This is a genomic window from Metabacillus sp. Hm71 (assembly GCF_051842955.2).
Lineage (GTDB): Bacteria > Bacillota > Bacilli > Bacillales > Bacillaceae > Metabacillus.
The window spans coordinates 3,362,249-3,385,533 of the sequence record NZ_CM200278.1 but is presented as its reverse complement, the minus strand read 5'-3'; the positions used below and the strand labels follow the sequence as shown (position 1 = coordinate 3,385,533).

Annotated in this window: 23 protein-coding genes, 1 other RNA gene and 1 riboswitch; of the genes, 18 read left to right on the top strand and 6 right to left on the bottom strand. The window is 37.3% G+C overall.

Annotated elements, in window-relative coordinates:
* Positions 1-135: 135 nt before the first annotated feature.
* Positions 136-1,665, top strand: coding sequence for an alpha/beta hydrolase (locus tag ACSVDH_RS16600; protein ID WP_439251552.1), 1,530 nt, complete (start codon positions 136-138; stop codon positions 1,663-1,665).
* An 80-nt stretch (positions 1,666-1,745) separates the two neighbouring features.
* Here ACSVDH_RS16600 and ant(6) read toward each other — a convergent pair whose 3' ends face one another.
* Complete coding sequence (gene ant(6) / locus ACSVDH_RS16595; RefSeq protein WP_439251380.1) at positions 1,746-2,606, bottom strand: aminoglycoside 6-adenylyltransferase; 861 nt, start codon at positions 2,604-2,606, stop codon at positions 1,746-1,748.
* Between the two features lie 359 nt (positions 2,607-2,965).
* Between ant(6) and ACSVDH_RS16590 the strand changes: the two genes are divergently transcribed.
* Complete coding sequence (locus ACSVDH_RS16590) at positions 2,966-3,715, top strand: MeeY/MeeF family manganese export membrane protein (protein ID WP_439251379.1); 750 nt, start codon at positions 2,966-2,968, stop codon at positions 3,713-3,715.
* A 52-nt stretch (positions 3,716-3,767) separates the two neighbouring features.
* On the opposite strand, the gene ACSVDH_RS16585 is transcribed toward ACSVDH_RS16590, so the two are convergent.
* Positions 3,768-4,196, bottom strand: a complete 429-nt coding sequence (locus tag ACSVDH_RS16585; RefSeq protein WP_439251378.1) for a DUF2383 domain-containing protein — start codon at positions 4,194-4,196, stop codon at positions 3,768-3,770.
* Positions 4,197-4,527: 331 nt separating this feature from the next.
* Between ACSVDH_RS16585 and ACSVDH_RS16580 the strand changes: the two genes are divergently transcribed.
* From ACSVDH_RS16580 to ACSVDH_RS16560, 5 genes are all read left to right on the top strand, one after another.
* A complete protein-coding gene (locus ACSVDH_RS16580) occupies positions 4,528-5,229 on the top strand; it encodes an SAM-dependent methyltransferase (RefSeq protein WP_439251377.1) in 702 nt (233 codons plus the stop codon).
* Between the two features lie 64 nt (positions 5,230-5,293).
* A complete protein-coding gene (locus tag ACSVDH_RS16575; protein WP_439251376.1) occupies positions 5,294-5,818 on the top strand; it encodes a DinB family protein in 525 nt (174 codons plus the stop codon).
* A gap of 123 nt (positions 5,819-5,941) precedes the next feature.
* Entirely contained in the window at positions 5,942-6,670 is a 729-nt protein-coding gene (locus tag ACSVDH_RS16570) for a GDSL-type esterase/lipase family protein (protein ID WP_439251375.1), read from the top strand.
* 290 nt (positions 6,671-6,960) lie between these two features.
* The gene (gene pdxK, locus ACSVDH_RS16565) at positions 6,961-7,800 is read left to right on the top strand and encodes a pyridoxine/pyridoxal/pyridoxamine kinase (RefSeq protein ID WP_439251374.1); all 840 of its coding nucleotides are present in this window, start codon (positions 6,961-6,963) and stop codon (positions 7,798-7,800) included.
* Between the two features lie 218 nt (positions 7,801-8,018).
* Positions 8,019-8,654 (top strand): cell wall hydrolase, encoded by a 636-nt coding sequence (locus ACSVDH_RS16560; protein WP_439251373.1) that lies wholly within the window; start codon positions 8,019-8,021, stop codon positions 8,652-8,654.
* Between the two features lie 278 nt (positions 8,655-8,932).
* On the opposite strand, the gene rnpB is transcribed toward ACSVDH_RS16560, so the two are convergent.
* Positions 8,933-9,326: RNase P RNA component class B (gene rnpB / locus ACSVDH_RS16555), an RNA gene on the bottom strand.
* Positions 9,327-9,506: 180 nt separating this feature from the next.
* Between rnpB and ACSVDH_RS16550 the strand changes: the two genes are divergently transcribed.
* The 6 genes from ACSVDH_RS16550 (at position 9,507) to ACSVDH_RS16525 (ending at position 15,385) form a co-directional block, all read left to right on the top strand.
* Positions 9,507-9,851 (top strand): DUF3870 domain-containing protein, encoded by a 345-nt coding sequence (locus tag ACSVDH_RS16550; protein WP_439251372.1) that lies wholly within the window; start codon positions 9,507-9,509, stop codon positions 9,849-9,851.
* A 276-nt stretch (positions 9,852-10,127) separates the two neighbouring features.
* Positions 10,128-10,811 (top strand): CoA transferase subunit A, encoded by a 684-nt coding sequence (locus ACSVDH_RS16545; protein ID WP_439251371.1) that lies wholly within the window; start codon positions 10,128-10,130, stop codon positions 10,809-10,811.
* The gene (locus ACSVDH_RS16540) at positions 10,808-11,458 is read left to right on the top strand and encodes a 3-oxoacid CoA-transferase subunit B (protein WP_439251370.1); all 651 of its coding nucleotides are present in this window, start codon (positions 10,808-10,810) and stop codon (positions 11,456-11,458) included. Before ACSVDH_RS16545 ends, ACSVDH_RS16540 begins: the two co-directional genes overlap by 4 nt.
* Positions 11,459-11,461: 3 nt before the next feature.
* Positions 11,462-12,658 (top strand): thiolase family protein, encoded by a 1,197-nt coding sequence (locus ACSVDH_RS16535; protein ID WP_439251369.1) that lies wholly within the window; start codon positions 11,462-11,464, stop codon positions 12,656-12,658.
* 51 nt (positions 12,659-12,709) lie between these two features.
* Positions 12,710-14,002 carry an Nramp family divalent metal transporter gene (locus tag ACSVDH_RS16530; protein WP_439251368.1) on the top strand — a complete coding sequence of 431 codons (1,293 nt, stop codon included), beginning with the start codon at positions 12,710-12,712 and terminating at the stop codon, positions 14,000-14,002.
* Between the two features lie 141 nt (positions 14,003-14,143).
* Entirely contained in the window at positions 14,144-15,385 is a 1,242-nt protein-coding gene (locus ACSVDH_RS16525; protein WP_439251367.1) for a nucleoside permease, read from the top strand.
* Between the two features lie 122 nt (positions 15,386-15,507).
* Here the strand turns inward: ACSVDH_RS16525 and ACSVDH_RS16520 are convergent, their stop codons facing one another.
* Together ACSVDH_RS16520 and ACSVDH_RS16515 are read right to left on the bottom strand one after the other, a co-directional pair.
* Positions 15,508-16,134 (bottom strand): LysE family transporter, encoded by a 627-nt coding sequence (locus tag ACSVDH_RS16520; protein ID WP_518616677.1) that lies wholly within the window; start codon positions 16,132-16,134, stop codon positions 15,508-15,510.
* 554 nt (positions 16,135-16,688) lie between these two features.
* Positions 16,689-17,144: a VOC family protein gene (locus tag ACSVDH_RS16515; protein ID WP_439251366.1), complete on the bottom strand. Its 456-nt coding sequence runs from the start codon at positions 17,142-17,144 to the stop codon at positions 16,689-16,691.
* 204 nt (positions 17,145-17,348) lie between these two features.
* Here ACSVDH_RS16515 and ACSVDH_RS16510 point away from each other — a divergent pair, with 204 nt between their 5' ends.
* The 5 genes from ACSVDH_RS16510 (at position 17,349) to ACSVDH_RS16490 (ending at position 22,353) form a co-directional block, all read left to right on the top strand.
* Positions 17,349-17,675, top strand: coding sequence for a VOC family protein (locus ACSVDH_RS16510; protein ID WP_439251365.1), 327 nt, complete (start codon positions 17,349-17,351; stop codon positions 17,673-17,675).
* A gap of 382 nt (positions 17,676-18,057) precedes the next feature.
* Positions 18,058-18,291, top strand: a complete 234-nt coding sequence (locus tag ACSVDH_RS16505) for a Spo0E family sporulation regulatory protein-aspartic acid phosphatase (RefSeq protein ID WP_439251364.1) — start codon at positions 18,058-18,060, stop codon at positions 18,289-18,291.
* Between the two features lie 106 nt (positions 18,292-18,397).
* Positions 18,398-18,476: riboswitch (ZMP/ZTP riboswitch) on the top strand.
* A gap of 142 nt (positions 18,477-18,618) precedes the next feature.
* A complete protein-coding gene (locus ACSVDH_RS16500) occupies positions 18,619-19,818 on the top strand; it encodes a phosphoglycerate dehydrogenase (RefSeq protein WP_439251363.1) in 1,200 nt (399 codons plus the stop codon).
* A 199-nt stretch (positions 19,819-20,017) separates the two neighbouring features.
* The gene (locus ACSVDH_RS16495; protein ID WP_439251362.1) at positions 20,018-21,211 is read left to right on the top strand and encodes an alpha/beta hydrolase; all 1,194 of its coding nucleotides are present in this window, start codon (positions 20,018-20,020) and stop codon (positions 21,209-21,211) included.
* 140 nt (positions 21,212-21,351) lie between these two features.
* The gene (locus ACSVDH_RS16490) at positions 21,352-22,353 is read left to right on the top strand and encodes an LLM class flavin-dependent oxidoreductase (RefSeq protein ID WP_439251361.1); all 1,002 of its coding nucleotides are present in this window, start codon (positions 21,352-21,354) and stop codon (positions 22,351-22,353) included.
* A 192-nt stretch (positions 22,354-22,545) separates the two neighbouring features.
* On the opposite strand, the gene ACSVDH_RS16485 is transcribed toward ACSVDH_RS16490, so the two are convergent.
* The gene (locus tag ACSVDH_RS16485; RefSeq protein ID WP_439251360.1) at positions 22,546-23,031 is read right to left on the bottom strand and encodes a hypothetical protein; all 486 of its coding nucleotides are present in this window, start codon (positions 23,029-23,031) and stop codon (positions 22,546-22,548) included.
* Positions 23,032-23,285: the final 254 nt, after the last annotated feature.

Sequence of the window (23,285 nt, the reverse complement as noted above, 5' to 3'; positions counted from 1 at the left end):
TGTCTCCATTTTGTAACAAGATCATCATGTTTCTTTTTACCTATTTTTTGAAAAAAAGGGAAATTATGAAACCTCCTCCTATCAGAAACGTAATAAAAAGAGTGATAGAAAAGAAGCAAAGATTTTAGGGGAGGTATTCTTTTGAAAAAATCATTTCGAAAAAAATGTCTGATCCTGGGGCTGACGATTTCTTTAAGCATCCCCACTATGGCAATGGGAAAGGAATCAGTTTCTGGATTGAGCTCAACCAACCAATCAATGGATTTGATTGAACAAACAGAAGCTTTTGCGGTATCGAAATCTATTAATCTACTAGACATACCAAGGTTTGTTACTAAAGAGCAAAGTAAGGCCGTTAATAAAGGGCTTAATATTGCCAAAGATAAACAAAACGATCGTTTTGTACATAATGCCGTTCAATTTGTGACGGCTATGGAAGCAGGTAAGTATGGACAAGCCTTAAAATTCTCTTCACATGCCTTAAAGAAATCAATTTCTGAACAATGGTTGGAGATCTACTGGAACACAGTTTTACAACAGCTGCACCCGCAATTAGGAGCATTCACTGGTATCAGTGGAGCTGAGGTGATAGAGTCAAATAAAGTCCACACAAATGTAGAGGTTGTGCTTCAATTTGAAAGAGGGGCGTATCCGTTTACAATTAGAGTGGACAAAACCGGAAAGATCAATGATTTCTTATTAAACAGTTTTTTCGGACCGTCAGCAGCAGAGCCTGCTTACAGCAATCCCGATTTGTTTACTGAAAAGGAGGTTGTGATCGGAAAAGGGGAATTTGCACTGCCTGGCATACTGTCCATCCCTAAAGGAAAGGGAACATTTCCAGTAGTCGTTCTTGTTCAAGGATCTGGGGCAAGTGACAAGGATGAAACAGCCTATGCCTTAAAACCATTCCGTGATTTGGCTCATGGGCTAGCTTCAAACGGTATTGCGGTTTTGCGTTATAATAAACGAACATTCGAGCATTCAGTAAAAACAACGGCGGATCAATATCACACGGTTGATAAAGAGACTACAAATGATGCTCTTCTAGCAACACGTTTGCTTGAAAAAGAGAAGAAGATCGATGATGATCAAATCTATATTCTTGGTCATAGTCAAGGCGGTATGATGGTGCCGCAAATGATCAACCAAGACAAAAGGGATAATATTGCTGGTGCAATCGTCATGGGCGGACCAGCAAGAACCATTCAGGATGTCATCCTTGATCAATTTGATTATCTTCTTTCAATTGGCCAATTGACACCACAGGATTCTGCGTTTTTTAAGGAACAATTTGCGATGCTAAATGATCCAAACTTTTCAGGCGAAAATCCGCCAGCGGAATTCCATCTTGGACAGTCAGTGTTTTGGGATTCGATTAATGATATTAAAGCTGCAGAGATGGCAAAACGGCAAAATAATCCATTGTTAATTATTCAAGGTGAGCGCGATTACCAGGTTGTTTCAGATGTTGAAATACCAATTTGGAAAAAAGAACTTTCAGATCGAACCAATGTTGAATACAGGTTATATCCAAAGCTTAATCACTTCTTTACAGAAGGAGAAGGGGAAATGAGCACACCGATGGAATACTTTACACCAGCTAACATACCAGAATATGTTGTAAATGACATTGCAGCCTGGGTAAAGTCTAAACCTGATTAAAGAAACGTTAATGGGACAAATCCTCCAAATAACACAAAGATATGGAGCTTACTATTGTGTTTGGGGGACTGTCCCTTTAATTATTCTTGTATGGATTTCTGACGAATCCCTTCTATATAAGCGCTTACTTTTTCATCGAAGTCCGGATAGCGGAACCCAAGAGTTTGGGCGACAAAGTGAGAAGTTTCTCTAAATAGATTAAAACTCGTATAAAGGGCATGCCACATTTTTTGATATGAACCCATTTCATATGTCGCTATTAAAGTATTCCATATGTCTTCAGAGACGTATTTATGTAAGAACTTATCTGATTTGCCAATACTAAGTGAAAATTTAGTTTCAATTCCAATCTTCCATCGTAACATCGTGAGTAAATTCGGGCGAAATGGCCCGTTCATCATATCGGCAGCAAAGAGGAATTCTTTTCTGGCAAGACCCTTTGCAATATAGGTAGAAGTCATCCAAAATTCATTACAGCAGTCAATGAACGATTGTTCGCTGGGCTTTTGAATATGATACATTCTGTCCGTTGGAATTACGGTTTCTTTTATTAACCTATCTTTGTCTAAAAGCACTTCAACAAGTCCATCACTGTTTTTAAAATAATCTTTATACTCGTTTAGTGGAATAAGCGTGAGATCGATTTTTGTGCCATCTTTAAAAATCATGATATACGAGAACCAATTTCCTAATTCAGGCGGGAATAATTCCATTGCTTCTGGTTTTTGCATCAAAATCCTTTCACCAAAATAGTTTAACCAATCATCATTTTTTTTAAAAAAGTTTATATCTGTAACAAAATAACTAAAATCATAATCCTGAAATTCGTCGCTCGGAATATTTGCATTTGTTCGTGATCCTTCTAGAGTAAAGATTCTAATTTTTTCACATTGAAGGGCAAAATTCATTCCCAGGTTCATCATTTCTTCCTTACTTCTCATATGTTTCACCTCACAAGCTTATTAGAACCATTATAAAAGATTGTTAGTTCGAATTGGTCTTATTTTAGCATGAGAAAATTAACAAAACTCATGAAAAAAATCGTTTAATCTAAAAAAATATGAAACTATTTAACTTGTCATGCGTATGAAGTAGATGAAATGAAGCTAAAGATTGATTAGGATGAAAAATGGGTAATAAAGATCATAGAATACTTCACGTATTTACCTGTCAGATCTTTGCATAAGCAATGAAAGAAATCGGGACAATATTGTAAAAAGAAAAGACAACTGTTTTCACTAAAAAATCGTTTGTTTTTATCTTTAACATAAAAGTAATTACTATTTTTTAGGAGGATAAGATGGAACTCACTTTATTATTGGAGTATGGCTGGGTTTTACTGATTTTGATTCTTTTAGAAGGCTTATTATCTGCTGATAATGCATTGGTTTTAGCTGTTATGGCAAAGCATTTACCTGCAGAACAGCAAAAAAGAGCGATTAATATTGGGTTGTTATTAGCCTTCATTTTTAGAATTGGTGCCATTTTTATTATTTCGTTTCTTTACAATGTTTGGCAAGTTCAAGCAATCGGTGCAGCTTATTTAATATTCATTGCGCTAAAGCATTTATTAAAAAAGCATGATGACGGAAAAGAGAAAAAAGTGAGAAGCTATCGTATGACTGTTGCACAAATTGCTTTAGCTGATATCGCATTTGCCGTAGATTCAATTTTAGCTGCAGTTGCTCTTGTTATTGCCTTGCCAGATACAGCAATGGGGAATATCGGCGGTATGGATGCTGCTAAATTTATTGTTATATTATTAGGTGCTATAGCAGGTCTGATTGTCATCCGATTTGCAGCAGGATTTTTCGTTAAGCTACTAACAAAACGACCTAGCCTTGAAACAGCTGCTATGCTTTTGGTTGGATGGGTTGGGGTTAAGCTGTTAATGCATACATTAGCTCATCCAGCTCTTCATATTATTTCACATGATTTTGTTGAAGGACCAATATGGAATACCATCTTCTGGGCTGTGATGCTTCTGATCGCATTAGGCGGTTGGTTTTTATCTAAAGAAAAAACAGAAGTACAGAGTAAGGAACATTAATTTCATTCATTTTAAAAAGAAGACCAAAATGGAATGGTCTTCTTTTTCAATATTAATGTAATAATTGTTTCAATTGCTGTACATGTCTCCGACTCGTATCAATCACTTCTTCAGCAATTTGCCGACTTTGTGGATCTAAATCACCTTTTACAAGTTCTTCAGAATAATGAACACCATAGTTATCCATTCCCTTTAAAGAATCCTCAATGATCCCTTCTGTATCATCAGGCAGCATGACTTTATGCATAAAGCTATGCATCGAGCCGGATACACCCTCATCGTCAGCAGGAACACCGCCAAGGTTCTGGATCCGTTCAGCTAACTTCTGGGCATTTTGCTTCACTTCCTGTTGCATCGACTGAAAGCTTCTCTTTAAATCATTGTCATTTAGCTTTTGGATATAATGTTCAAGTGAGCGAATCCCCATAAAAGTCCCTCTTAATAATGTATTTAATTCTTCAATAACTGTTTCATTTGTCATAAAATCACACTCCTTTGACCTATTATGATGCTGGTCGATGGAATTATTCCTTGACAGTTTCATAAATAACAAATGATAACTTGAACAAAAGGATTATCCGCTAAGGCATAGGGTAAAAAAAGAGATTAAAATAAAAGAGTGTATGGCAATTTTTATTTTAATTGGAAGTATAATTAGCTGTATGACTTTTGATTATCGGCTAATGATTTGGGATAACAAGCTATATATGGAATTTTTCCAAAAAAGAAAGCCACTATAAGAATGTATAGGTTAACATTTCCAATTAGCTGTGATAATATGTAGTTAATTCTTTATGAAGAGGTGAGATGAGTTGAGCAGAGTTGAGCAGAGTGAAAAATTAGCTTTAGAACGAATTATTTTTATCGGAAGAACCTTTGAAGAATACATGAGGATGTTCTCGCTTTCAAAGGAAGAGCTAAAAGGAAAGAAAATACTTGATTGTCCGGCAGGGGCTTGTTCGTTTACGGCTGTCGGTAATCATTTAGGCTTTAATGTTACAGCCTGTGACATTGCCTATTATCATTCAAGAGAGGATCTGAAAAAGAAAGGTCTTCAAGATATCGAACACGCGATGGAGCACATGGAACAAGTAAAAAGCCATTATGTTTGGGATTGCTTTCAAAATATTGATACCCTTAGAAAACACCGTTTACGAGCCTTAAACGAATGTACCGATGATATGAAAGAGGCAAATGAAAGATATGTTCCTGTGACATTGCCCTTTTTGCCATTTAAAGATGCGGAATTTGATATTCTACTGTCTGCCCATTTTTTGTTTACCTATGCAGACAGATTAAATTTCGATTTTCATAAAAATACGGTTACTGAATTATTAAGGGTGACAAAAGAGGAAGTTCGTATTTTCCCATTGGTTGATTTAGAAGGGAATCGATATGAACATCTTGATAAATTAATAACCGATCTTACTCAAATGGGATTTGTTGTGGAAGAACGAAAAGTTCCTTATGAGTTTCAGGTAAATGCGAACTCGATGTTAATGATTAAAAAATAGTTACAAGGGGCAACGATTTTGCGTTGTCCTTTTCTTTGATGCGCTGTTAGAAGGGAGCCATGATATGAATTTTACAATGGAAGAAGCGATTGAGTTACTTGAGCGGACACCGAAAACATTGGAGTCTTTTTTAGTAGGTTTATCTGATAACTGGTTGCAATGTAATGAAGGGGAAGGTTCCTGGAATGTCTTCGAAGTAATTGATCATCTGATTGAAGGCGAAAAACATAACTGGATACCAAGATTAGCAATGATTCTTCAGGAAGGAGAAAGCAAACCATTTCCTGTTTTTGATCGTTTTTCTCACTTGAATCAATATTCTGAAAGTTCGATCGAAGAAAAGTTGCATGAATTTAAAACACGAAGAACGCAAAACATATCAAAACTAAAGAAGCTTATCGCTTCTGATACCCAACTTGAAATAACGGGATTTCACCCGTCATTTGGTGTAGTGAAGATAAGAGAATTGCTTTCAACCTGGGTTGTTCATGATTTAACACATATTGCTCAAATTGTCCGGGTAATGGCTAAAAGATACAAGGAAGATGTTGGTCCTTGGACTGAATATTTAGGAATATTAAAAAATTAATTCAATTAAATATGGAAAAAGTGATTAAAATTTGAAAAGCATTACATATTACATAAAAAACAGAAGGAATTATGTTTTTAATTTGAAATCTTCTGCAAAGATCATATTGTAAGGGTGAATAGGATGAACGGAAGAAAAAAGATTATAAGCTTCTTAATTATGGGAGCAATTTTTGCGGCATTACCAGTTAGTTCATTCGCGAAGGAACTAAATAAAGAACAAGTGGATTATGTTTCATTAGGTGATTCTCTTGCAGCAGGACAAACACCATATAGACAGCTTGGTGATGGATATGCTGATTATTTAGTGGATCGTTTTGAACAATCCAATTATCATGTTGATTTAACAAAATTTGGGGTATCTGGATTTAAAACAGCTAATGTCATAAATCAATTAATGACAAATGAAAATGGAATTCAAGAAGCTATCAAACAAGCAGAGGTTGTTACACTTGATATTGGTGCTAATGATTTACTCACTTCATTAACTCAGATCCAACAGGACCCAGCTCAGGCAAAAGTTACGTTAGAAAGCATAAAAAAGAATCTATATGTTATTTTAGATAAAATCGGTAAACTAAATCCAAATGCAAACGTGTATGTCATGGGCTACTATCATCCATTCCCACACTTGCCTGAAGACCAGCAAGAAGCGTTATCGCCATTATTGGATGCATTAAATCAAACTATCCAAGCTGTCTCACAAGCGTCCAATGCTACCTTCGTACCGACAGAAAAAGTGATCGAAAAACAAGAAAAAGACTATATTCCCAATCCACATGATATCCATTTAAGCTCAGATGGGTATCAAGCTGTAGCAAAAGAATTTTGGAAAGCAATAATGAACTATTAATTATTAGTAGAATAATCCTTCCACTATTGGAGGGATATTTTCATTCAATTTGTTGTAAAAACAAAGGAAATAGCCCATTCCAATCATTTGCAAGGGAATTTCTCTGTGACGCAAAAATTTTTTTGAACTTTATTATAAAAAATGGAAAATTCAAAGGGATTTCAAACGAAGCTATCGGTATGCTAATTGATGCGTGACTTTTTGGAATGCCAGGAGTATCATATTAAAATAATCAGTATGATCACAATCATAACTAATAAATCGATTTAATCAACTTGGAGGTACATAAAATGACAATGAAAAAAGTATTAACAATCGCTGGATCTGATACAAGCGGTGGTGCAGGAATACAAGCAGATTTAAAAACGTTCCAAGAGCTAGGCGTATATGGAATGACATCCTTAACCGTTATCGCAACAATGGACCCAAATAATCACTGGCATCATCGTGTTTTTCCGATTTCAAATGATGCCTTGGAAGCGCAGCTGGATACAGCTTTGTCTGTCGGAATTGATGCTGTAAAAACAGGGATGCTAGGTACAGTTGAAACGATAGAAACAGCTGCAAGTAGAATAAAAGAGGCTGGATTGGAAAAGGTTGTCATCGATCCTGTCATGGTATGTAAAGGAGAGGATGAGGTTCTTAACCCTGAAACAGCTGATGCATTGCGAGAGGTGATCGTACCGATTGCAACAGTTGTGACTCCTAACCTATTTGAAGCAAGTCAATTAGCGCAAATTGGACCAATCAAAACCATTGATGAAATGAAAGCAGCGGCAGTAAAAATTAATCAGCTTGGTGCCAAATATGTTGTGATCAAAGGCGGCAGCAAATTACAACATGACAAAGCTGTTGATTTATTATTTGATGGCAATGAATTCAAGCTTTATGAAAATGAAAAAATCGATACGACCTATATTCATGGTGCAGGCTGTACATTTTCTGCTGCGATTACAGCGGAACTGGCAAAAGGGAAATCAGTTTTAGAAGCGATTGACGTTGCAAAAGCTTTTATTACAGAAGCGATCCGCCATGGCTGGAAGCTAAATGAATATGTTGGACCGACCATGCATGGTGCATACCGTTTGTACGGTGCCGGACGCTTGGAAACAGAACAGTTAAATAAATAATGTAGCACAAAGATAAGGGCAACTCGAATCAAATAGAGCTACCCTTTTTTATTTTTATATAAAAGAAACGAGACAGTGAATCGAAATCTTTTTTCATCTCCATTAAACAACATTGGTAAAAATGCCAATCATTCACTAATGTTTTGTACTTGTAAACCTGTTAGCCTTGTACTTGGGCCTGTTTCAATTTTAAAAAAGAAAAACAGGAGGTTTACAATATGAAAAAATCATTTATTTTAACTTTTTCCGTTGCATTTGTACTTTCATATACCGTTATTCCAACAAATTCATCACATGCTAAAGAAGTAGATGTGATTGAGACTGGTGACACGCTGCAATTAATTTTGGAAAAACATGATATTGAAATGAAGGATCCAGAAGTGATAGAAGATATTGCAATGAAGGAATCAGAAGTGATTGACGTACGTTTTTTAGAAAATGAACAATCAGATATAGAACCAATGGCGCTTGTTGAAAAGAAAGAGGAAACTCTAACACTTACGAAAAAAGAAGAAAATTTGCTTGCACGACTTGTTCATGCAGAAGCAAAGGGTGAACCATTTGCTGGAAAGGTTGCCGTTGCAACTGTTGTATTGAATCGCGTTGAAGACGAACAATTCCCGGATACAGTGAAAGACGTTATTTATGAAGAAAATGCATTTGAGCCTGTTCAAAACGGCTCCATTAATGAACCTGCTAATAAAGAAGCGCACAAAGCTGTACAAGAAGCGTTGAAGAATGAAGATAAAAATGATGAGTTGTTATATTTTTATAACCCGGAAACAGCAACGAGCGATTGGATTTTAACTCGAGAAGTAGTGGAAACGATTGGAAATCATGCATTTGCTATTTAATAGGTGCGTACAGCATAATTGCTGACGCGCTTTTTTATTGTTTACCAGGAAATTATAAAATGCTTGAACTGTGGATAAGCGCTTTGACATCCAGCTCCAGCGCCTAGCCCCTCGAGGTCATAAGCCAAATTGGAATTGAAGGCAAAAAACGCCTTCTATTCCAATTCGTCTTATGCTTGTTGGGGCTGAGCAAGGCGCTTGCGCTTTTGTTCGTATTTTAAGCAAAAAAAATAACCTTCCAATGAAGGTTTTGCGTGTACGTTCCTGTTCGATTAATGTTCGATAAGCCATGTTTTGTTCCTTTGTACTGAAGCGGTTTTACCCTCGTACTCAGGTGGTAATCATCTATCTACAGAGCACAGACTCTGTCCTTCCATCCGTTTGGATTCCTTCAGGAAGGTTCCCCTACCAAAATTTGGGTTTCTCGCTCGTGGGGTTTACCGCGTTCCATCTTATTGGTTTCCCAATAAGCTTCGTCACTGTGGCACTTTCAGGGATACTCGGCCATATCTTAGAAGACTTAGGCGTTTTTCCCGCCGTCAATTCAGCTATAAAGCCAAATTGCCCTAACTTATTAATTCGTTAGGCACGATCACTACAGGCATCTCAGCACTGTGCGAGCATGGACTTTCCTCTGCAGCAATCTCAATACTGCAGCGATTACCTGAACATTAAATCAGTTATCGTACAACTATTAGTATAGTAAGAAATGTAGTGTTTATCAAACGTAATTATTGGAAAAGAGTTATCATTATATTTTAGATAATATTATGATTAATAAATATCAATTCCTCTGCTTTTCCTTTAAAATAAAACAGAAGAATGTTAAAGATAAAGGGGATGCTAACGATCATGACTAAACAATTTAAAATGAAAACAGTATTAGTAACTGGATATGCAAAAGCCCCGCAAGGCAGTGCAATGTTTGAAATTTATAAAACGTCTGGAATTGTGTTGGAAATTGATTTTGGAACGAATGTCATTGTAAATGCAGAGTTTACCTTTATAACAGATTTAGCACGTGATTTTTTGAACAGATTAATTGTTGGGTATGATTTGTCAAACGGATTAGATTCACTCATCCAAAGAATAGAAGCTCATTACTATACACAATCAACAAATTCAGTGATTGTCGCATTAAAAGCTGCATATAAACGGTATATGGAAAAAAAGAAAAAAATTGAAGAGATGTCTTGAACCTGCTCGATTCATTTGTTACTATAATATTAGACGTAACTGAAAACGTTAACAAACTTACGGACGGATAGTGTCTTCTTAATGATGAAATATACCCATTTCATACGATTTAAGAAAGCCCAGCTTATCCATTGGAAGTAAGGAAATGTTTTGTATTTCCTTTTTCTTATGGCCAAGACTGGGCTTTTTGTATTCTCCGAAAAGTCCAGCGCTAAGTAAAATGAGCTGTTGAAAAAGGAATCACAGTCATTTACAAAATATAAAGGAGGAAAAAGAGTGGGAAAAAAGAGAGCGATTGAAGACGCGATCCGCCCAATTACAACAGGATCAACAATTATGGTAGGCGGATTTGGGCTTGTTGGAGCACCTCTAACCTTAATTGATGCACTTACAAAGCATGACGCCAATGAGCTAACCATTATTAGTAATAATTTAGGGGAGGCAGGTAAGGGACTTGGGGAGCTGCTGAGACAAGGAAAGGTCAAAAAAGCAATCGGCTCCTATTTCACAAGTAATCGGGAGGTGGCTGAAATGTATCATGCTGGTAAGATCGATGTTCAGCTTTTGCCTCAAGGAACGTTTTCCGAGTCAATAAGAGCAGGAGGTGCTGGCATAGGTGGATATTATACACCAACCTCTGTCTCAACCGAGCTTGCCAAGGGCAAAGAGATAAGAGACATTGATGGCCGATTATACTGTTTTGAGCCTGCTCTTAAAGCTGATATTGCTCTCATCAGAGCACATAAAGCAGATGAATTAGGAAACCTGACCTACTATAAAACAGCAAGAAATTTCAACCCGATAATGGCAACAGCTGCCGATTATGTGATTGTTGAAGTAGATGAAATTGTTAAGACAGGAATGCTGAATCCCGAGGAAATTGTGACACCTCATCTCTATGTTGATGCGCTAATCTATAGTGAAAAAATCTTAACGAAAGAAGGGGTGATCATAAGATGAACACGCTTTTAAAACCGAAAGAAAGCATTGCCATGCGAGCAGCTAAAGAATTACAGGATGGACATATCGTGAACCTTGGGATTGGGATTCCGACACTTGTCAGCAAGTATATTGATTCACCTTCGATTTTTTTACACACAGAAAACGGTTTATTAGGGGTTGATGACCTAAAGCAAGAGATTGATCCATTGCTGGTTAATGCCGGCAAGCTGCCAGTAGGTGAAGCGAACGGAGCCGCTTATTTTGACAGTGCGGATTCATTTGCGATGATCCGCGGCGGACATATTGATGTTGCCATTTTAGGTGCGCTTCAGGTAGATGAATCGGGATTGATTGCCAATTGGGCAATACCTGGTGAAACGATAATGGGTGTTGGTGGGGCAATGGATTTAATGAGCGGAGCGAAAAGAATTATTGTGACAACCAACCATACAAATAAAAAGGGGGAGCCTAAGCTCGTTAAAACATGCACATACCCAATCACCTCCAATCGGAAGGTGGATATGATCATCACGGAATTAGCTGTATTTGAAAGGCAAGATAACATACTGACACTTATTGAATTGATGCCAGGGGCAACTCTTGATGAAGTAAAAAGAAAAACAGAAAGTGATTTTGCTATCGCTGATGCAATTAAGGAGGGATGAAACATGGAAAATGAGGTTTATATAGTAAGTGCCCAAAGAACCCCGATTGGGAAACTAGGAGGAGCTTTGGTTAATATTCAGCCAGATGAGCTATTGCTACCATTGTATGAAGATCTTCGCTCAAAACAGCTGATTCCAATAGAGTCAATCAATGAGGTGATTATCGGTCAGGCAAAGCAGACACAAGACCAATCAAATATTGCACGTTATTCTCTCCTTTCAGCAAGGTTTCCCGAATCAATACCTGGATATACTGTCAATCGCCAATGCGGCTCAGGAATGCAAGCGATCCAAAATGCATACATGAGCATAAAAGCAGGAATGGCTGATGCGGTGATAGCCGGCGGGGTTGAAAGTATGAGTACCGCCCCTTATTATTTGAGAAATGCACGCTTTGGATATCGCTCAGGGAATGCTGAATTGTTAGATCCTAACAAAGAAAGTCAGCCGGGTTCACAGCCGCAAGACATATACGGTAGACTGACAATGGGACTAACTGCTGAGAATCTTGCCCAGGATTATGACATAAGTCGGAAGGAACAGGATGAATTCGCATTGAATAGTCAACAAAAGGCAGCAATTGCTATTCAGAACGGTCTTTTTAAAGATGAAATTATCCCTGTCTATGTGCCACAAAGAAAAGAAGCAGCAAAGCCATTTACACAGGATGAACATCCAAGAGAAACAAATCTTGACATGCTTTCTGCACTTAAACCTGTCTTTTTGAAAGGAGGAACCGTAACGGCAGGTAATTCATCGGGTTTAAATGATGGCGCTTCCATGCTTTTGCTTGTGTCAAAGCGGGTACTCAATCAATACAATTTATCACCGCTAGCCAAAATCATCGGTATGGGAGTAAGCGGAGTAGCGCCTGATCGAATGGGCATCGGTCCAGTTCATGCCTCTAAACAAGCGTTGAAATCTGCTTCGTTATCGTTAGACGATATCGATCTGATCGAATTAAATGAAGCATTTGCTGCACAGTCACTTGCCGTCATAAAAGAACTTCAATGTCCTTTAGAAAAGGTGAATGTCAACGGTGGTGCCATCGCCTTAGGTCACCCGATCGGAAACAGCGGCTCGAGAATCAGTGTCACATTGATTCATGCACTGCGTAAACGAAAGAAAAAATATGGATTAGCAACACTTTGCACTGCTGGAGGACAGGGAATTGCCACTGTTTTTGAAAATTGTATTTAGGGGGAAAGAAGAGGGAATGGCAGACAACTTTTAACCTTAGGGGGTAAAACGATGAAAAACGAAATAGAGGTAAAAAATGGGGGACAACCAGGTCAGACATTTAAAGCGCCAAGCACGATAAAGGAGAAATTGTCCAATGTTGGCCCAGGACTTGCTGTCGCTGCTACTGGTGTGGGAACTGCCGATATGATTACCGCTATTGTCTTAGGGACATCCTTTGGAATGACCTTTGTATGGGCAATTATCGTTGGTTCTGTTCTAAAATACTTTTTAAATGAAGGGGTTGGCCGCTGGTATTTGGCAACTGGAAAAACGATTTTAGAAGGGTGGCGCTCCCTTGGGCGCTGGGCGACTGGATATTTTAGCACGTATTCGATCATATGGGGTTTTGTCTATGGAGCTGCTGCTGCCTCAACTTGCGGGATGGCGATGGAAGCCATGTTTCCGATTATGCCAATTTGGGGCTGGGCGATTGTCCATTCAGTTATAGGCTTCCTCCTCGTCTTTACTGGAAGATATCTTCTCTTCGAAAGGATAATGACAGCATTAATTGCGATTATGTTTATTACTATTATTGGTACGGCTCTTTTATTTTTACCTAGTCTTGGTGAATTTGCCGGGGGATTTGTTCCAAAGGTTCCAGAAGGTTCATTTATGATGGCGCTTGGATTAATTGGCGGTGTTGGCGGGACGATTACAATGGCTTCTTATGGATATTGGCTAAAAGAAAAGAATTGGCAAGGCAGCAGCTGGATTTCAACCATGAGAACGGACTCAAAAGTTGCATATACTGTGACAGCCATTTTTACAATGGCTTCCTTAATAATCGGTGCAAAGTTTTTATTTGGAACTGGGGTTACAATCAGCGGCGATCAAGGCTTAGTGACACTTGCTCAAATGCTTGGAGATGAATTCGGAGCACCGCTGCGCTGGCTATTTTTAATTGCATTTTGGTCTGCAGCATTTAGTTCGTTATTAGGTGTTTGGAATGGTGTTCCATATCTTTTTGCGGATTTTATAAGAATTTTAAAGGCTCGTAAAAATAAAGCTTATGAAGCAAAAGCTGTTGAGGAAACAGATCCAGCCTATCGCTTTTACTTAGCATGGCTTAGCTTTCCGCCATTACTGCTATTATTCTTTGGAAAGCCGGTACAGTTAATTATTATTTATGGGGCATTAGGTGCTTTATTCATGCCTTTTCTAGCCATTTCATTAGTTGTTTTACTTAATTCAAAAAAAGTAGCAGCCGAATACCGAAATAAATGGGTGGCAAACAGTGTGCTAATTGGCTGTGTCATTATGTTTGTTTTTCTAGCCATTACCCAGCTTATGGAGACATTTTAATCGGTGTGAAGAAAAGTCGCAGTGAATTGGCTGCGGCTTTTTGGCACTATTAAAAAAGGAAAAGAAATTTCAAAAATTGGTTTAATTTGGAGAGTTGTACATATCTTTTTTATAAGACAATTTTAAAGGAGTGGATGACAGATGAAAAGAAATGCTCTTATTGTCCCACGACTATCAGCTATGATGTTTTTGGAGTTTTTTGTTTGGAGTGCCTGGTATGCTACGGCAGGATTGGTACTCAGTAATTACGGATTGTCTTCGATTATCGGCATTTCCTATTCAGTAGCTGCAATTGCCTCAATCGTGGCACCTTTCTTTCTTGGAATGGTGGTTGACCGATTTTTTCCATCAGAAAAAGTTCTCGCAATTCTGCATCTGATTGGAGCCGTGCTCTTATGGATGTTACCTGGATTGATCGAATCAGGAAATGCAACCGCTTTATTATGGATTCTTTTTATTTATAATGTTTGTTATATGCCGACAATTGCTCTAACAAATAATGTTGCGTTTCAAAATCTAGAGTCAGGTTCTAAAAATTTCCCTTATATAAGGGTGTTTGGAACAATCGGATGGATTGTTGCCGGGATCATAATCGGTCAATTAGGTTATTCAGATAACATCATTATTTTCCAAATCGCTGCTGCTGTTTCATTGCTGCTCGGAGTGTACAGTTTTACATTACCGCACACACCTGCGCCGGCAAAGGGCAAACCGTTATCTGTTCGCGATTTGCTTTTCCTTGATGCATTAGCGATGTTAAAGGATAAAAATTATTTGATCTTTATTGTTTGCTCCATGTTAATATGCATACCGCTAGCTGTCTATTATTCATTCGCATCACCATTCCTTGGTACTGTTGGATTTGATAATGTTGGAAGTGTGATGACGATTGGGCAAATGTCCGAGACCTTATTTATGCTGTTAATTCCATTCTTCTTTAAACGGTTTGGTGTCAAATATATGCTACTCGTCGGAATGATTGCTTGGACATTGCGTTATGTCTTCTTCGGTTTTGGTGCACCAGAAGAAGCAGCCCTATTTATGTACATTGGTATTGCATTACATGGAATTTGCTATGACTTCTTTTTCGTAACGGGCTTTATGTACGCCGAAGAAAAGGCAGATGAAAAAGTTAAGGCACAAGCACAAAGCTTGATCGTATTAGTTACTTATGGGATCGGTATGTTCTTCGGTTCACTTATTGCTGGTGAACTTTTCAATTCGACGGTAACTGCCCAAGGAAGTGAAGCACTATTACAATGGAAAAACTTCTGGTTATACCCGGCAGGTTTTGCAGCGATCGTCGCCATTTTCTTCTTTATTTTATTTAAAGAAAAGTCTGAAAGCGATGACGCAATTGTAAGAGAAAAGAAGGAAGTTTAATTGTTCTTAGGAAAACGTTTAATTAGGAACAGCTTTATTGAAGTTATATAGTAAGGAAGGTAACAAATTGTTAATAAAAAAGCCTATATCTTAGGTTACCAAGTAATCATGATACAGGCTTTTTATTCTTGTGTTTGTAGAGCCAATTTTAAACCTAAACCTATATATACAATCCCTACTACTTTTCCAATCCAGTGAGAACATCGATTCGTTTTAGAAAAGAACCTATTACCTACAGTACTCGTTAGAAAAACTAAAAGTGTCGTATAAGATATACTCATAAACACAAAGGTTAATCCAAGGACTAATAGTTGTATGGTAACGGGAATTCCGTTTGTCTGCACAAATTGTGGCAAGAAGGCTAAGAAAAATAATGACGTCTTTGGGTTAAGTAATTCAATGAACAAAGCCTGTCGAAAGGACGCAGTCGTTTTACCTTCTTTTATAACAGGTTTCTTTGTTGTTTTCGATTTTTCAATCAAAGCACATATCCCTAAATAAACCAAGTATGCCGCACCTAAATATTTTATGATTTCAAAAGCAAGGGCAGAAGTCATTAAAATAGCGGATAGTCCAAGTACGGCTGCAAAAGTATGCCCTAAGTCACCTAGAGCAATTCCTAACCCTGTAACAATTCCATTTTTCGTTCCACCTTTAATTGTTTGAGATATGGTTAGAAAAACCGCAGGGCCAGGGATTAGGAATAACATGAGAACCACTAGAATAAACGTTAACATTTTTAGACTCATTCCTTTCTCTATATTACCTTTCTTTATATGGGTGCAAAAGATACTAATTTTAACTTAGCATAATATTACCCTAAATAAGAATAATTTTTTATGTGAGCTATTATTTAATCGAACAATTAAAGGAACTAATGGAGACTGGCGCAACGATTCAGGGTAATGATCATTTCAACAAGGATATTGGTGAATTGAAACCCACGAATACTATCCTTTATTGCTGGAAAAAGTCAATTATTGCGCTTGCCCAGGAAATTCTATAAAGTGTAGCAACCAATTGCAGAGTTAGAAAGATGTTTCTTTTGCAATGGAGGATGATTGAATTATGTTGTTTTGGCAATAAAATTTCAATTTCTGCTCAAAATAATCGCTAGATGAACAGTGTTTTAAACAAACGTTTAATTAAATTAACATTATGATAAAATAAATAGGTAAATATCCACCTGTAAAGCTTTCCCGAAATCAATGGGTAAGACCCTTTTGAGAAAGCTCAACAATTTTAAATAGTTAGAAGCTTTTCTATACAAGGTATAATCAGTATTGAGCAAATCCCTATTGTATCACTGAATCTCACGCATAGAACCCAATACAATGTTATACCCATCCGGGTCTTTTATATAAGAATTTTTAAACTCCCATTTGCCGTGTACATCAGTAAACGGCTCAACAGCTATATGACCTCCATTTCCACGGACTTCTTCAACTAAATCGTCCAATTCGTCCCAACTTGTATGAATAAATGTATCCCATCCGTATTCAGGTCCTTCCCATTCAGTTGGATAATCTGTCCGCTTTTTTGACAAGGCATTTGGTCTTACATCATCAGAGGAGTTCGCCTGCTGCAGCAAAACGATCATGCCATTCCGTTCTGCGTGACCCCAATCATCTACTTTACAACCGAGCACATCACGGTAGTATTCCTGTGATTTTTTTAAGTCAGATACTAAACGCACTTGAATAGCTTTTCCAAATTTCCCTTTATTTTTTGTGTTGATTTTCGCCTTGAATTCGCTCATTTTCTTATCTCCTTTTGATTTTATGCGATTCGAAAAATAAATTCTGCAACTTACTAACTTATTCCTACTATTGTCGAACGATTTTCCTACTCAACAAAGAGGGATTTGTAGAGATTATCAGAAATATGTATTTTATTTAAATTGATTTAAAAGAAATATTGGAGGTATTGAAATGACTGTAAACGATCTAGGAGCAGTGTAAGAGTGAGAGATTTAGAAACATCCATGTTATTTTATTCAGATGGTTTAGGGCTTGAACTGCGAGATGTAGAACAATGGGATAATGGCAGAGGGGTGAATTATATCATATGTGAAAATTCACCTTTACTTACTTTAATTGAAGCTGATGAGCATCTGCAGATTCTAGAATATCCGGCCTTTAATTTGAATTGTCAAAACATAGTAGAACTGTATGAGCAACTGAAGAATAAAGGGTTTAAAGTCGGTGAACTAAATAATTGGTCATCCAGCATGAATGTACATGTTGATTTTGATCTATATGATCCAGATGGGAATGTGCCATTAATTTAATAGAATGGCGTAAAGTATAAATGTGACATGATCACTTTTCCGTTCGGAATTTGCTAACTCCTTTGTATCACTGGATTCTGAAAATTTTTATTTTTTATGTTGATACTATTGGAATAAAATAATCCTTTCTTGCTATTTCTTATTTAAAACCGTTATCTATCAACATTTGATCTCTTGTATTAGCATATTAAGTAAAATTAAAGCTATATCACTACTTCGATAGATTTTTCTAAATTTTTTTACTTTACTTATACATATTTTCAGTAAAAAACGACTATGGTACGATCGTATAGGTTTTGGAATTTCTGATTCGTACAACTCTGTCGGGTTTAGTCATCACCTTCCAAAATCATAAAAAATTAATTAGTCTCTGAGGTGTATGATGAAAGGAAGTAAGCAAGTCAAAAGAGAAAATATGAATCTTTTATTGGAAATATATAATCTAAAAAACCACTTAAACGATTTATATACAAAAAAGGGTCCGGCAAATGGTGAATATATATCATTTTCAATAAAATTAGATTTACTCTTGAAGCAGTATATTGAAGAGAAAATGACAATTCTTGGCGATGAATTGAAAGAAATGACAAAAAATGATGGCTATTCGGCAACATAATTCTTTTAAGGACGACGATCTAAGCGCTTACTAGTTCAATCAGCATTTAAAATGTGCAAAATGTACTTGAAGTTAGAAAGAAATATGTTAAAATAAAAGAAATGAAAAGGCTATGTGTAACTGGCGAAACACGGATAACCGTGAGGGAGCACATAGTGTCGAAGCCGTTCGCCTGGGCAGAGGTAAGGGAATACTTCCCTTACCTCTTTCTGTTTATTAGGAAATGATATTTAAGGTTGAAACTCGCCTGAATTTGCATTATTCTAATAAAATATAAATATTCATAAAATTTAAAATCTAATATAAAGGAAAAGAGGAGAAATCAAAATGAGCACATCAACGTTAGAAAAAGTAAAAACAATTAAAACCCTAAACAATATTGCACAAGTCGGGCTTAATGTATTCAATCAAGGCAACTTTAAGATTGACAATGATAGTGAAAATCCTGATGCCATTGTTTTACGTAGCTTTAACTTGCATTCAATGGAGTTTGCCAGCAATTTAAAAGCCATTGCACGTGCAGGAGCTGGTGTTAATAATATTCCTGTCGACAAATGCACAGAACAAGGGATTGTTGTTTTTAATACACCTGGTGCGAATGCTAACGCTGTAAAAGAAATGGTCCTTACAACATTAATGGCTTCTTCTCGTAACCTTTTTGCAGGTGTGGCTTGGACTAAGACGTTAGAAGGGGAAGGCGATCAAATTCCAAAGCTTGTAGAAGCTGGGAAAAAACAATTCGTTGGGAAAGAAATTAAAGGAAAAACTTTAGGAGTAATCGGCTTAGGTGCAATCGGTGCGCTTGTTGCAAATGATGCTCTGGATTTAGATATGGATGTCATTGGATTTGATCCGTTTATCTCTGTAGATACAGCATGGAACTTATCAAGAAAAGTACAGCGCGCAATGACACTTGAGCAGCTTTTTGCGAACTCTGATTATATTACGGTTCACGTACCATTAACAAATGACACAAAAGGAATGTTCAACAAAGAAACATTCGGCATCATGAAAGATGACGTTCATATTTTGAACTTCTCACGCGGTGAACTTGTGAATGAAGCAGATATGAAAGAAGCGCTTGAAAATGGAAAAGTTGGTAAATATGTGACAGATTTCCCAAATGAAAATGTTCTTAAAATGAAAAATGTTGTGCCAATCCCGCATCTTGGTGCTTCTACTCAAGAATCTGAGGAAAATTGTGCGATTATGGCCGCTCGCCAAGTGAAGGACTTCTTAGAAACAGGAAATATCAAAAACTCAGTGAATTTCCCGAACGCTTCACTTCCTTATACAGGGAAGCGTCGTGTAGCCGCATTCCACAAAAACGTACCGAACATGGTTGGACAGATTACACAAGCGTTATCAAACTATAACTTAAACATTGCAGATATGGTAAACAGAAGCCGTGGTGAGTATGCATACACATTAATTGATATTGATAATAAAGTAAACGGGGAGATCATTCCTCAATTAGAAGAAAAAATTAAGCTTATTCAAGGCATTGTAACAACACGTATTATCTAATCATCCTTTAATAGTTTAGCCGATAAAAGGTTGCCGGTTTTCCGGCAGCCTTTTGCTGTCTTTTAAAGAGGTGTTCTTCCTGAAATTGCTTGATTTCTTCTATGATTCTATCATTTATACTTTAATAGACAATATTAAATCGATCAATTAGACTTCAGCAAATTTTAACAGGGAGGCAGAGCTAAACAGCTAATGATATATGTCAAAACGAATGAAACGCTTCTTCCTCTTGTTGGTTAGCATTCTATTATTTTTTAGTCTAGTTATTATTGCTTTTGTTGAGCAATGGAGGGAGACAGAAGCTGGCATAGTACCAGTAAAGACCACGGTATTATTACATGCCGTTAATCAAAACCTAGTTACAACAGATACGAAAGCCCCCAAGCTTTTTACAAGCTCAGGCACTCCGCCGTATAAACGAGAAACATTAAACATCCCGATGTCTGACGGAGAAGAAATACCAATCAGAATCTATGAACCAAAGGCAGAAGGACCACATCCCATCATTATGTATTATCACGGTGGTGCATTTATGGAGGGATATGGAAGTATTGATACCCATGATAATATAGTACGAGCTCTCGCATCAAGAACAGGCAGTGTCGTCATCTCTGTCGGCTATCGTGTGGCACCTGATTCTATTTTTCCAACCGCTGTTGAAGATAGTTTTGAGGCATTATGTTGGGCTGTCCAGAATGCCACTGCATTTCATGGTGATCCAACTAAGCTGGCAGTTGTTGGAGACAGTTCAGGCGGTAATATCGCAACTGCTGTTTCGATGATGGCTCGTGACAAAAACGGTCCTAAGATTACAGCTCAAGCCCTTTTTTATCCGTTAACTACCTTTAAGGATATCGCGTTTTCTTCGAGGGAAACATATGACAGCGGCTATTATCTTCTGTCACGAAATGTGATGGAAATGGCAAGGAAGTATTATACCCCGGATGAGGAAATGTGGAATCATCCTTTTGCATCTCCACTACATGCTGATTCTCTTGAAAATCTCCCGCCTGCACTCATTATTACAGCAGAGTTCGACCCATTACGTGATGAAGGTGAAGCATACGGTAAACGGCTGTCCGAGAGCGGCGTAGCTGTTAAAGCCATTCGTTACAATGGTGTTATGCATGGATTCGTTTCCTTCTATGAAGTGATGGATAGAGGCAATCATGCGTTAAACGAAGCTGTTACGTATTTGAACCAAGCTTTTTATGGTGAAACAGTATATCGTCCATATGACTTAACTATTTATGAAAATTCTCCAACTATAGAAGCACTTAAAGAACGTGGGGAAGCATATGCAATAGGAGGTTATTTATTAGGAAAGCAGGTCGTTTCAACGTTTTCCTCATGGTATAAACAAGGGATATTTACTACAGGAGTGAATGATTAATTAAGACCCTGCCTTTGTTGAAGGTAGGGTTATATTGTTATAAAAAGTATGTTCAATTGAGTCACGAGCATTTAAGTTTGTTTCCGTCCTTCTACCTGTTACTATAGTAATGTAACTTTATTACGAAAGGAATCATTTACATGTCAAATATAAAAATTCCCGTTTCCGTCTTAAATCTTGCTCCTATTCGTGAAGGACAGGGGACGAAGGATGCCATTGATGCAATGGTTGATTTGGCTCAAGCGACTGAGAAAATGGGTTATTCGAGATATTGGATTGCTGAGCATCACAACACACCTACACTTGTAAGTTCAGCTACTTCTATTTTGATTAAACATACATTGGAGCATACAGACCATATCCGAGTAGGATCTGGTGGTATTATGCTGCCAAATCACTCTCCGTTAGTCGTCGCTGAACAATTTGGAACACTGGCCGCACTTTACCCAAATCGTATAGACTTAGGTCTCGGCCGGGCACCTGGTACTGATATGATGACAGCAAGTGCATTAAGACGATCACAAAATGATTCTGTTTATACATTTCCTAATGATATCAATGATTTGCTTACCTATTTTGGTCCGGAAGAGGGTCAAGGTTATGTCAAAGCATATCCAGGTGTGGGGGCCAATATTCCGATTTATATTCTTGGTTCTTCCACAGATTCTGCTTATTTAGCGGCAAAATTGGGCTTGCCATATGTGTTTGCTTCCCATTTTGCGCCACGATATATGGAAGAAGCTATTTCGATTTACCGCCAGCGCTTCCAGCCATCCGAATACCTTGACAGCCCATATATGATGGTATGTCTGAATGTGATTGCTGCGGAAAGCGATGAAGAGGCTGAATTTGAATCCACAACGATGCATCAATTTTTCTTGAATGTTGTCAGAGGTTCTAGAATGCCAATGCGTCCTCCAGTTGAAAATATGGATCATATTTGGAGTCAGCCAGAAAAAGAGATGGTGACTTCCATGTCCAGTGTGACGCTTTTAGGGGGGAAAGATTCTATTCGAGAGCAATTGACAAGCTTTCAGGAAAAATATGCAGTAGATGAAATCATGGCTGTTTCCTATATTTTTGATCCAAGCAAGCAAAAACGTTCATATGAGATTTTAAAAGAAGTGGTGGATGGCAAATAAAGAATTTGTGTAAAAAGCAAGGATCCCTTTATTTAAATAAGGGAATCCTTGCTTTTTGAGTTGTTCCCAGGATAGGTATCAGCAAAGTTTAGTTTTCAAGAATATAATTATGTAAACAAGAGAAAAAATCTCCCTCATTCGTGAAATAAATATGTAAAAGCAAGAGGACTATGCCTAAATTGTCCCATCCTCTTACTCATCATTCTTATTTAAACTTTTGTTATTCATAAGCTTTTTTGCTTGAAAGAGATTTTTAGAGATAGAATTCAGTTTATTTAAAAACCGGTTAAATCCGAAACCTACTAGAAAGGAAAGGCTGATTTGTCCGTAAGGGGTGTCTTCAAAATCAGTGAATTCAATTAAGAAAATCCCGCTTTGTATTAAAGTGACTGCAACAACTGCCGTTCCTGTTGCAAAGATAGGGTAAAAAATATACATAACCCACACTCTATAGTCGTTTAGTTCACCTTTCATGTAATGAGAACAAAACATATAAAGATGTCGAAGTGATCCACCAATTGCACCGGCGAAGAAATAATACAAGAAAAATTCAATTTTGGAAAGGAAAGGCAGTGATTTCTCAAATGTTCCAAGCCATAGCCCGCATATCACCAAAAAACTGCCAAAAAACAAAATTGAGAGATAGATCAAAATGACAGCCTTCAACCATCTCGTCATCAAATCACCCCCAATTCATTCTATGAGAAATTTAGCGATGTTGTGACGCTCACCTTAATCGGGCAATGTAAAAATGCCGAAAAAAGGTAAAATCTTTTGCAGAAAATAGTCAGTTTATGCGCTTACCCAGGAAATTAAACCGTAACAACAACTAAAGGAGTTGTACAGAAATTTCCTTTATTTTTATAAAAAAGATCAAGAAAAGATGAAGTTTTAGTAAATTTAAACAAACGTTTAGTTAAATGGAGTATAAT

Bases quoted from the DNA above. Each gene is read 5' to 3' on its own strand.
- ACSVDH_RS16590 (WP_439251379.1), top strand. From the start codon at position 2,966: ATGGAACTCACTTTATTATTGGAGTATGGCTGGGTTTTACTGATTTTG.
- ACSVDH_RS16585 (WP_439251378.1), bottom strand. From the start codon at position 4,196: ATGACAAATGAAACAGTTATTGAAGAATTAAATACATTATTAAGAGGG.
- ACSVDH_RS16575 (WP_439251376.1), top strand. From the start codon at position 5,294: ATGAATTTTACAATGGAAGAAGCGATTGAGTTACTTGAGCGGACACCG.
- ACSVDH_RS16570 (WP_439251375.1), top strand. From the start codon at position 5,942: ATGAACGGAAGAAAAAAGATTATAAGCTTCTTAATTATGGGAGCAATT.
- pdxK (WP_439251374.1), top strand. From the start codon at position 6,961: ATGACAATGAAAAAAGTATTAACAATCGCTGGATCTGATACAAGCGGT.
- ACSVDH_RS16560 (WP_439251373.1), top strand. From the start codon at position 8,019: ATGAAAAAATCATTTATTTTAACTTTTTCCGTTGCATTTGTACTTTCA.
- ACSVDH_RS16550 (WP_439251372.1), top strand. From the start codon at position 9,507: ATGACTAAACAATTTAAAATGAAAACAGTATTAGTAACTGGATATGCA.
- ACSVDH_RS16540 (WP_439251370.1), top strand. From the start codon at position 10,808: ATGAACACGCTTTTAAAACCGAAAGAAAGCATTGCCATGCGAGCAGCT.
- ACSVDH_RS16535 (WP_439251369.1), top strand. From the start codon at position 11,462: ATGGAAAATGAGGTTTATATAGTAAGTGCCCAAAGAACCCCGATTGGG.
- ACSVDH_RS16530 (WP_439251368.1), top strand. From the start codon at position 12,710: ATGAAAAACGAAATAGAGGTAAAAAATGGGGGACAACCAGGTCAGACA.
- ACSVDH_RS16525 (WP_439251367.1), top strand. From the start codon at position 14,144: ATGAAAAGAAATGCTCTTATTGTCCCACGACTATCAGCTATGATGTTT.
- ACSVDH_RS16520 (WP_518616677.1), bottom strand. From the start codon at position 16,134: ATGAGTCTAAAAATGTTAACGTTTATTCTAGTGGTTCTCATGTTATTC.
- ACSVDH_RS16515 (WP_439251366.1), bottom strand. From the start codon at position 17,144: ATGAGCGAATTCAAGGCGAAAATCAACACAAAAAATAAAGGGAAATTT.
- ACSVDH_RS16505 (WP_439251364.1), top strand. From the start codon at position 18,058: ATGAAAGGAAGTAAGCAAGTCAAAAGAGAAAATATGAATCTTTTATTG.
- ACSVDH_RS16500 (WP_439251363.1), top strand. From the start codon at position 18,619: ATGAGCACATCAACGTTAGAAAAAGTAAAAACAATTAAAACCCTAAAC.
- ACSVDH_RS16495 (WP_439251362.1), top strand. From the start codon at position 20,018: ATGTCAAAACGAATGAAACGCTTCTTCCTCTTGTTGGTTAGCATTCTA.
- ACSVDH_RS16490 (WP_439251361.1), top strand. From the start codon at position 21,352: ATGTCAAATATAAAAATTCCCGTTTCCGTCTTAAATCTTGCTCCTATT.
- ACSVDH_RS16485 (WP_439251360.1), bottom strand. From the start codon at position 23,031: ATGACGAGATGGTTGAAGGCTGTCATTTTGATCTATCTCTCAATTTTG.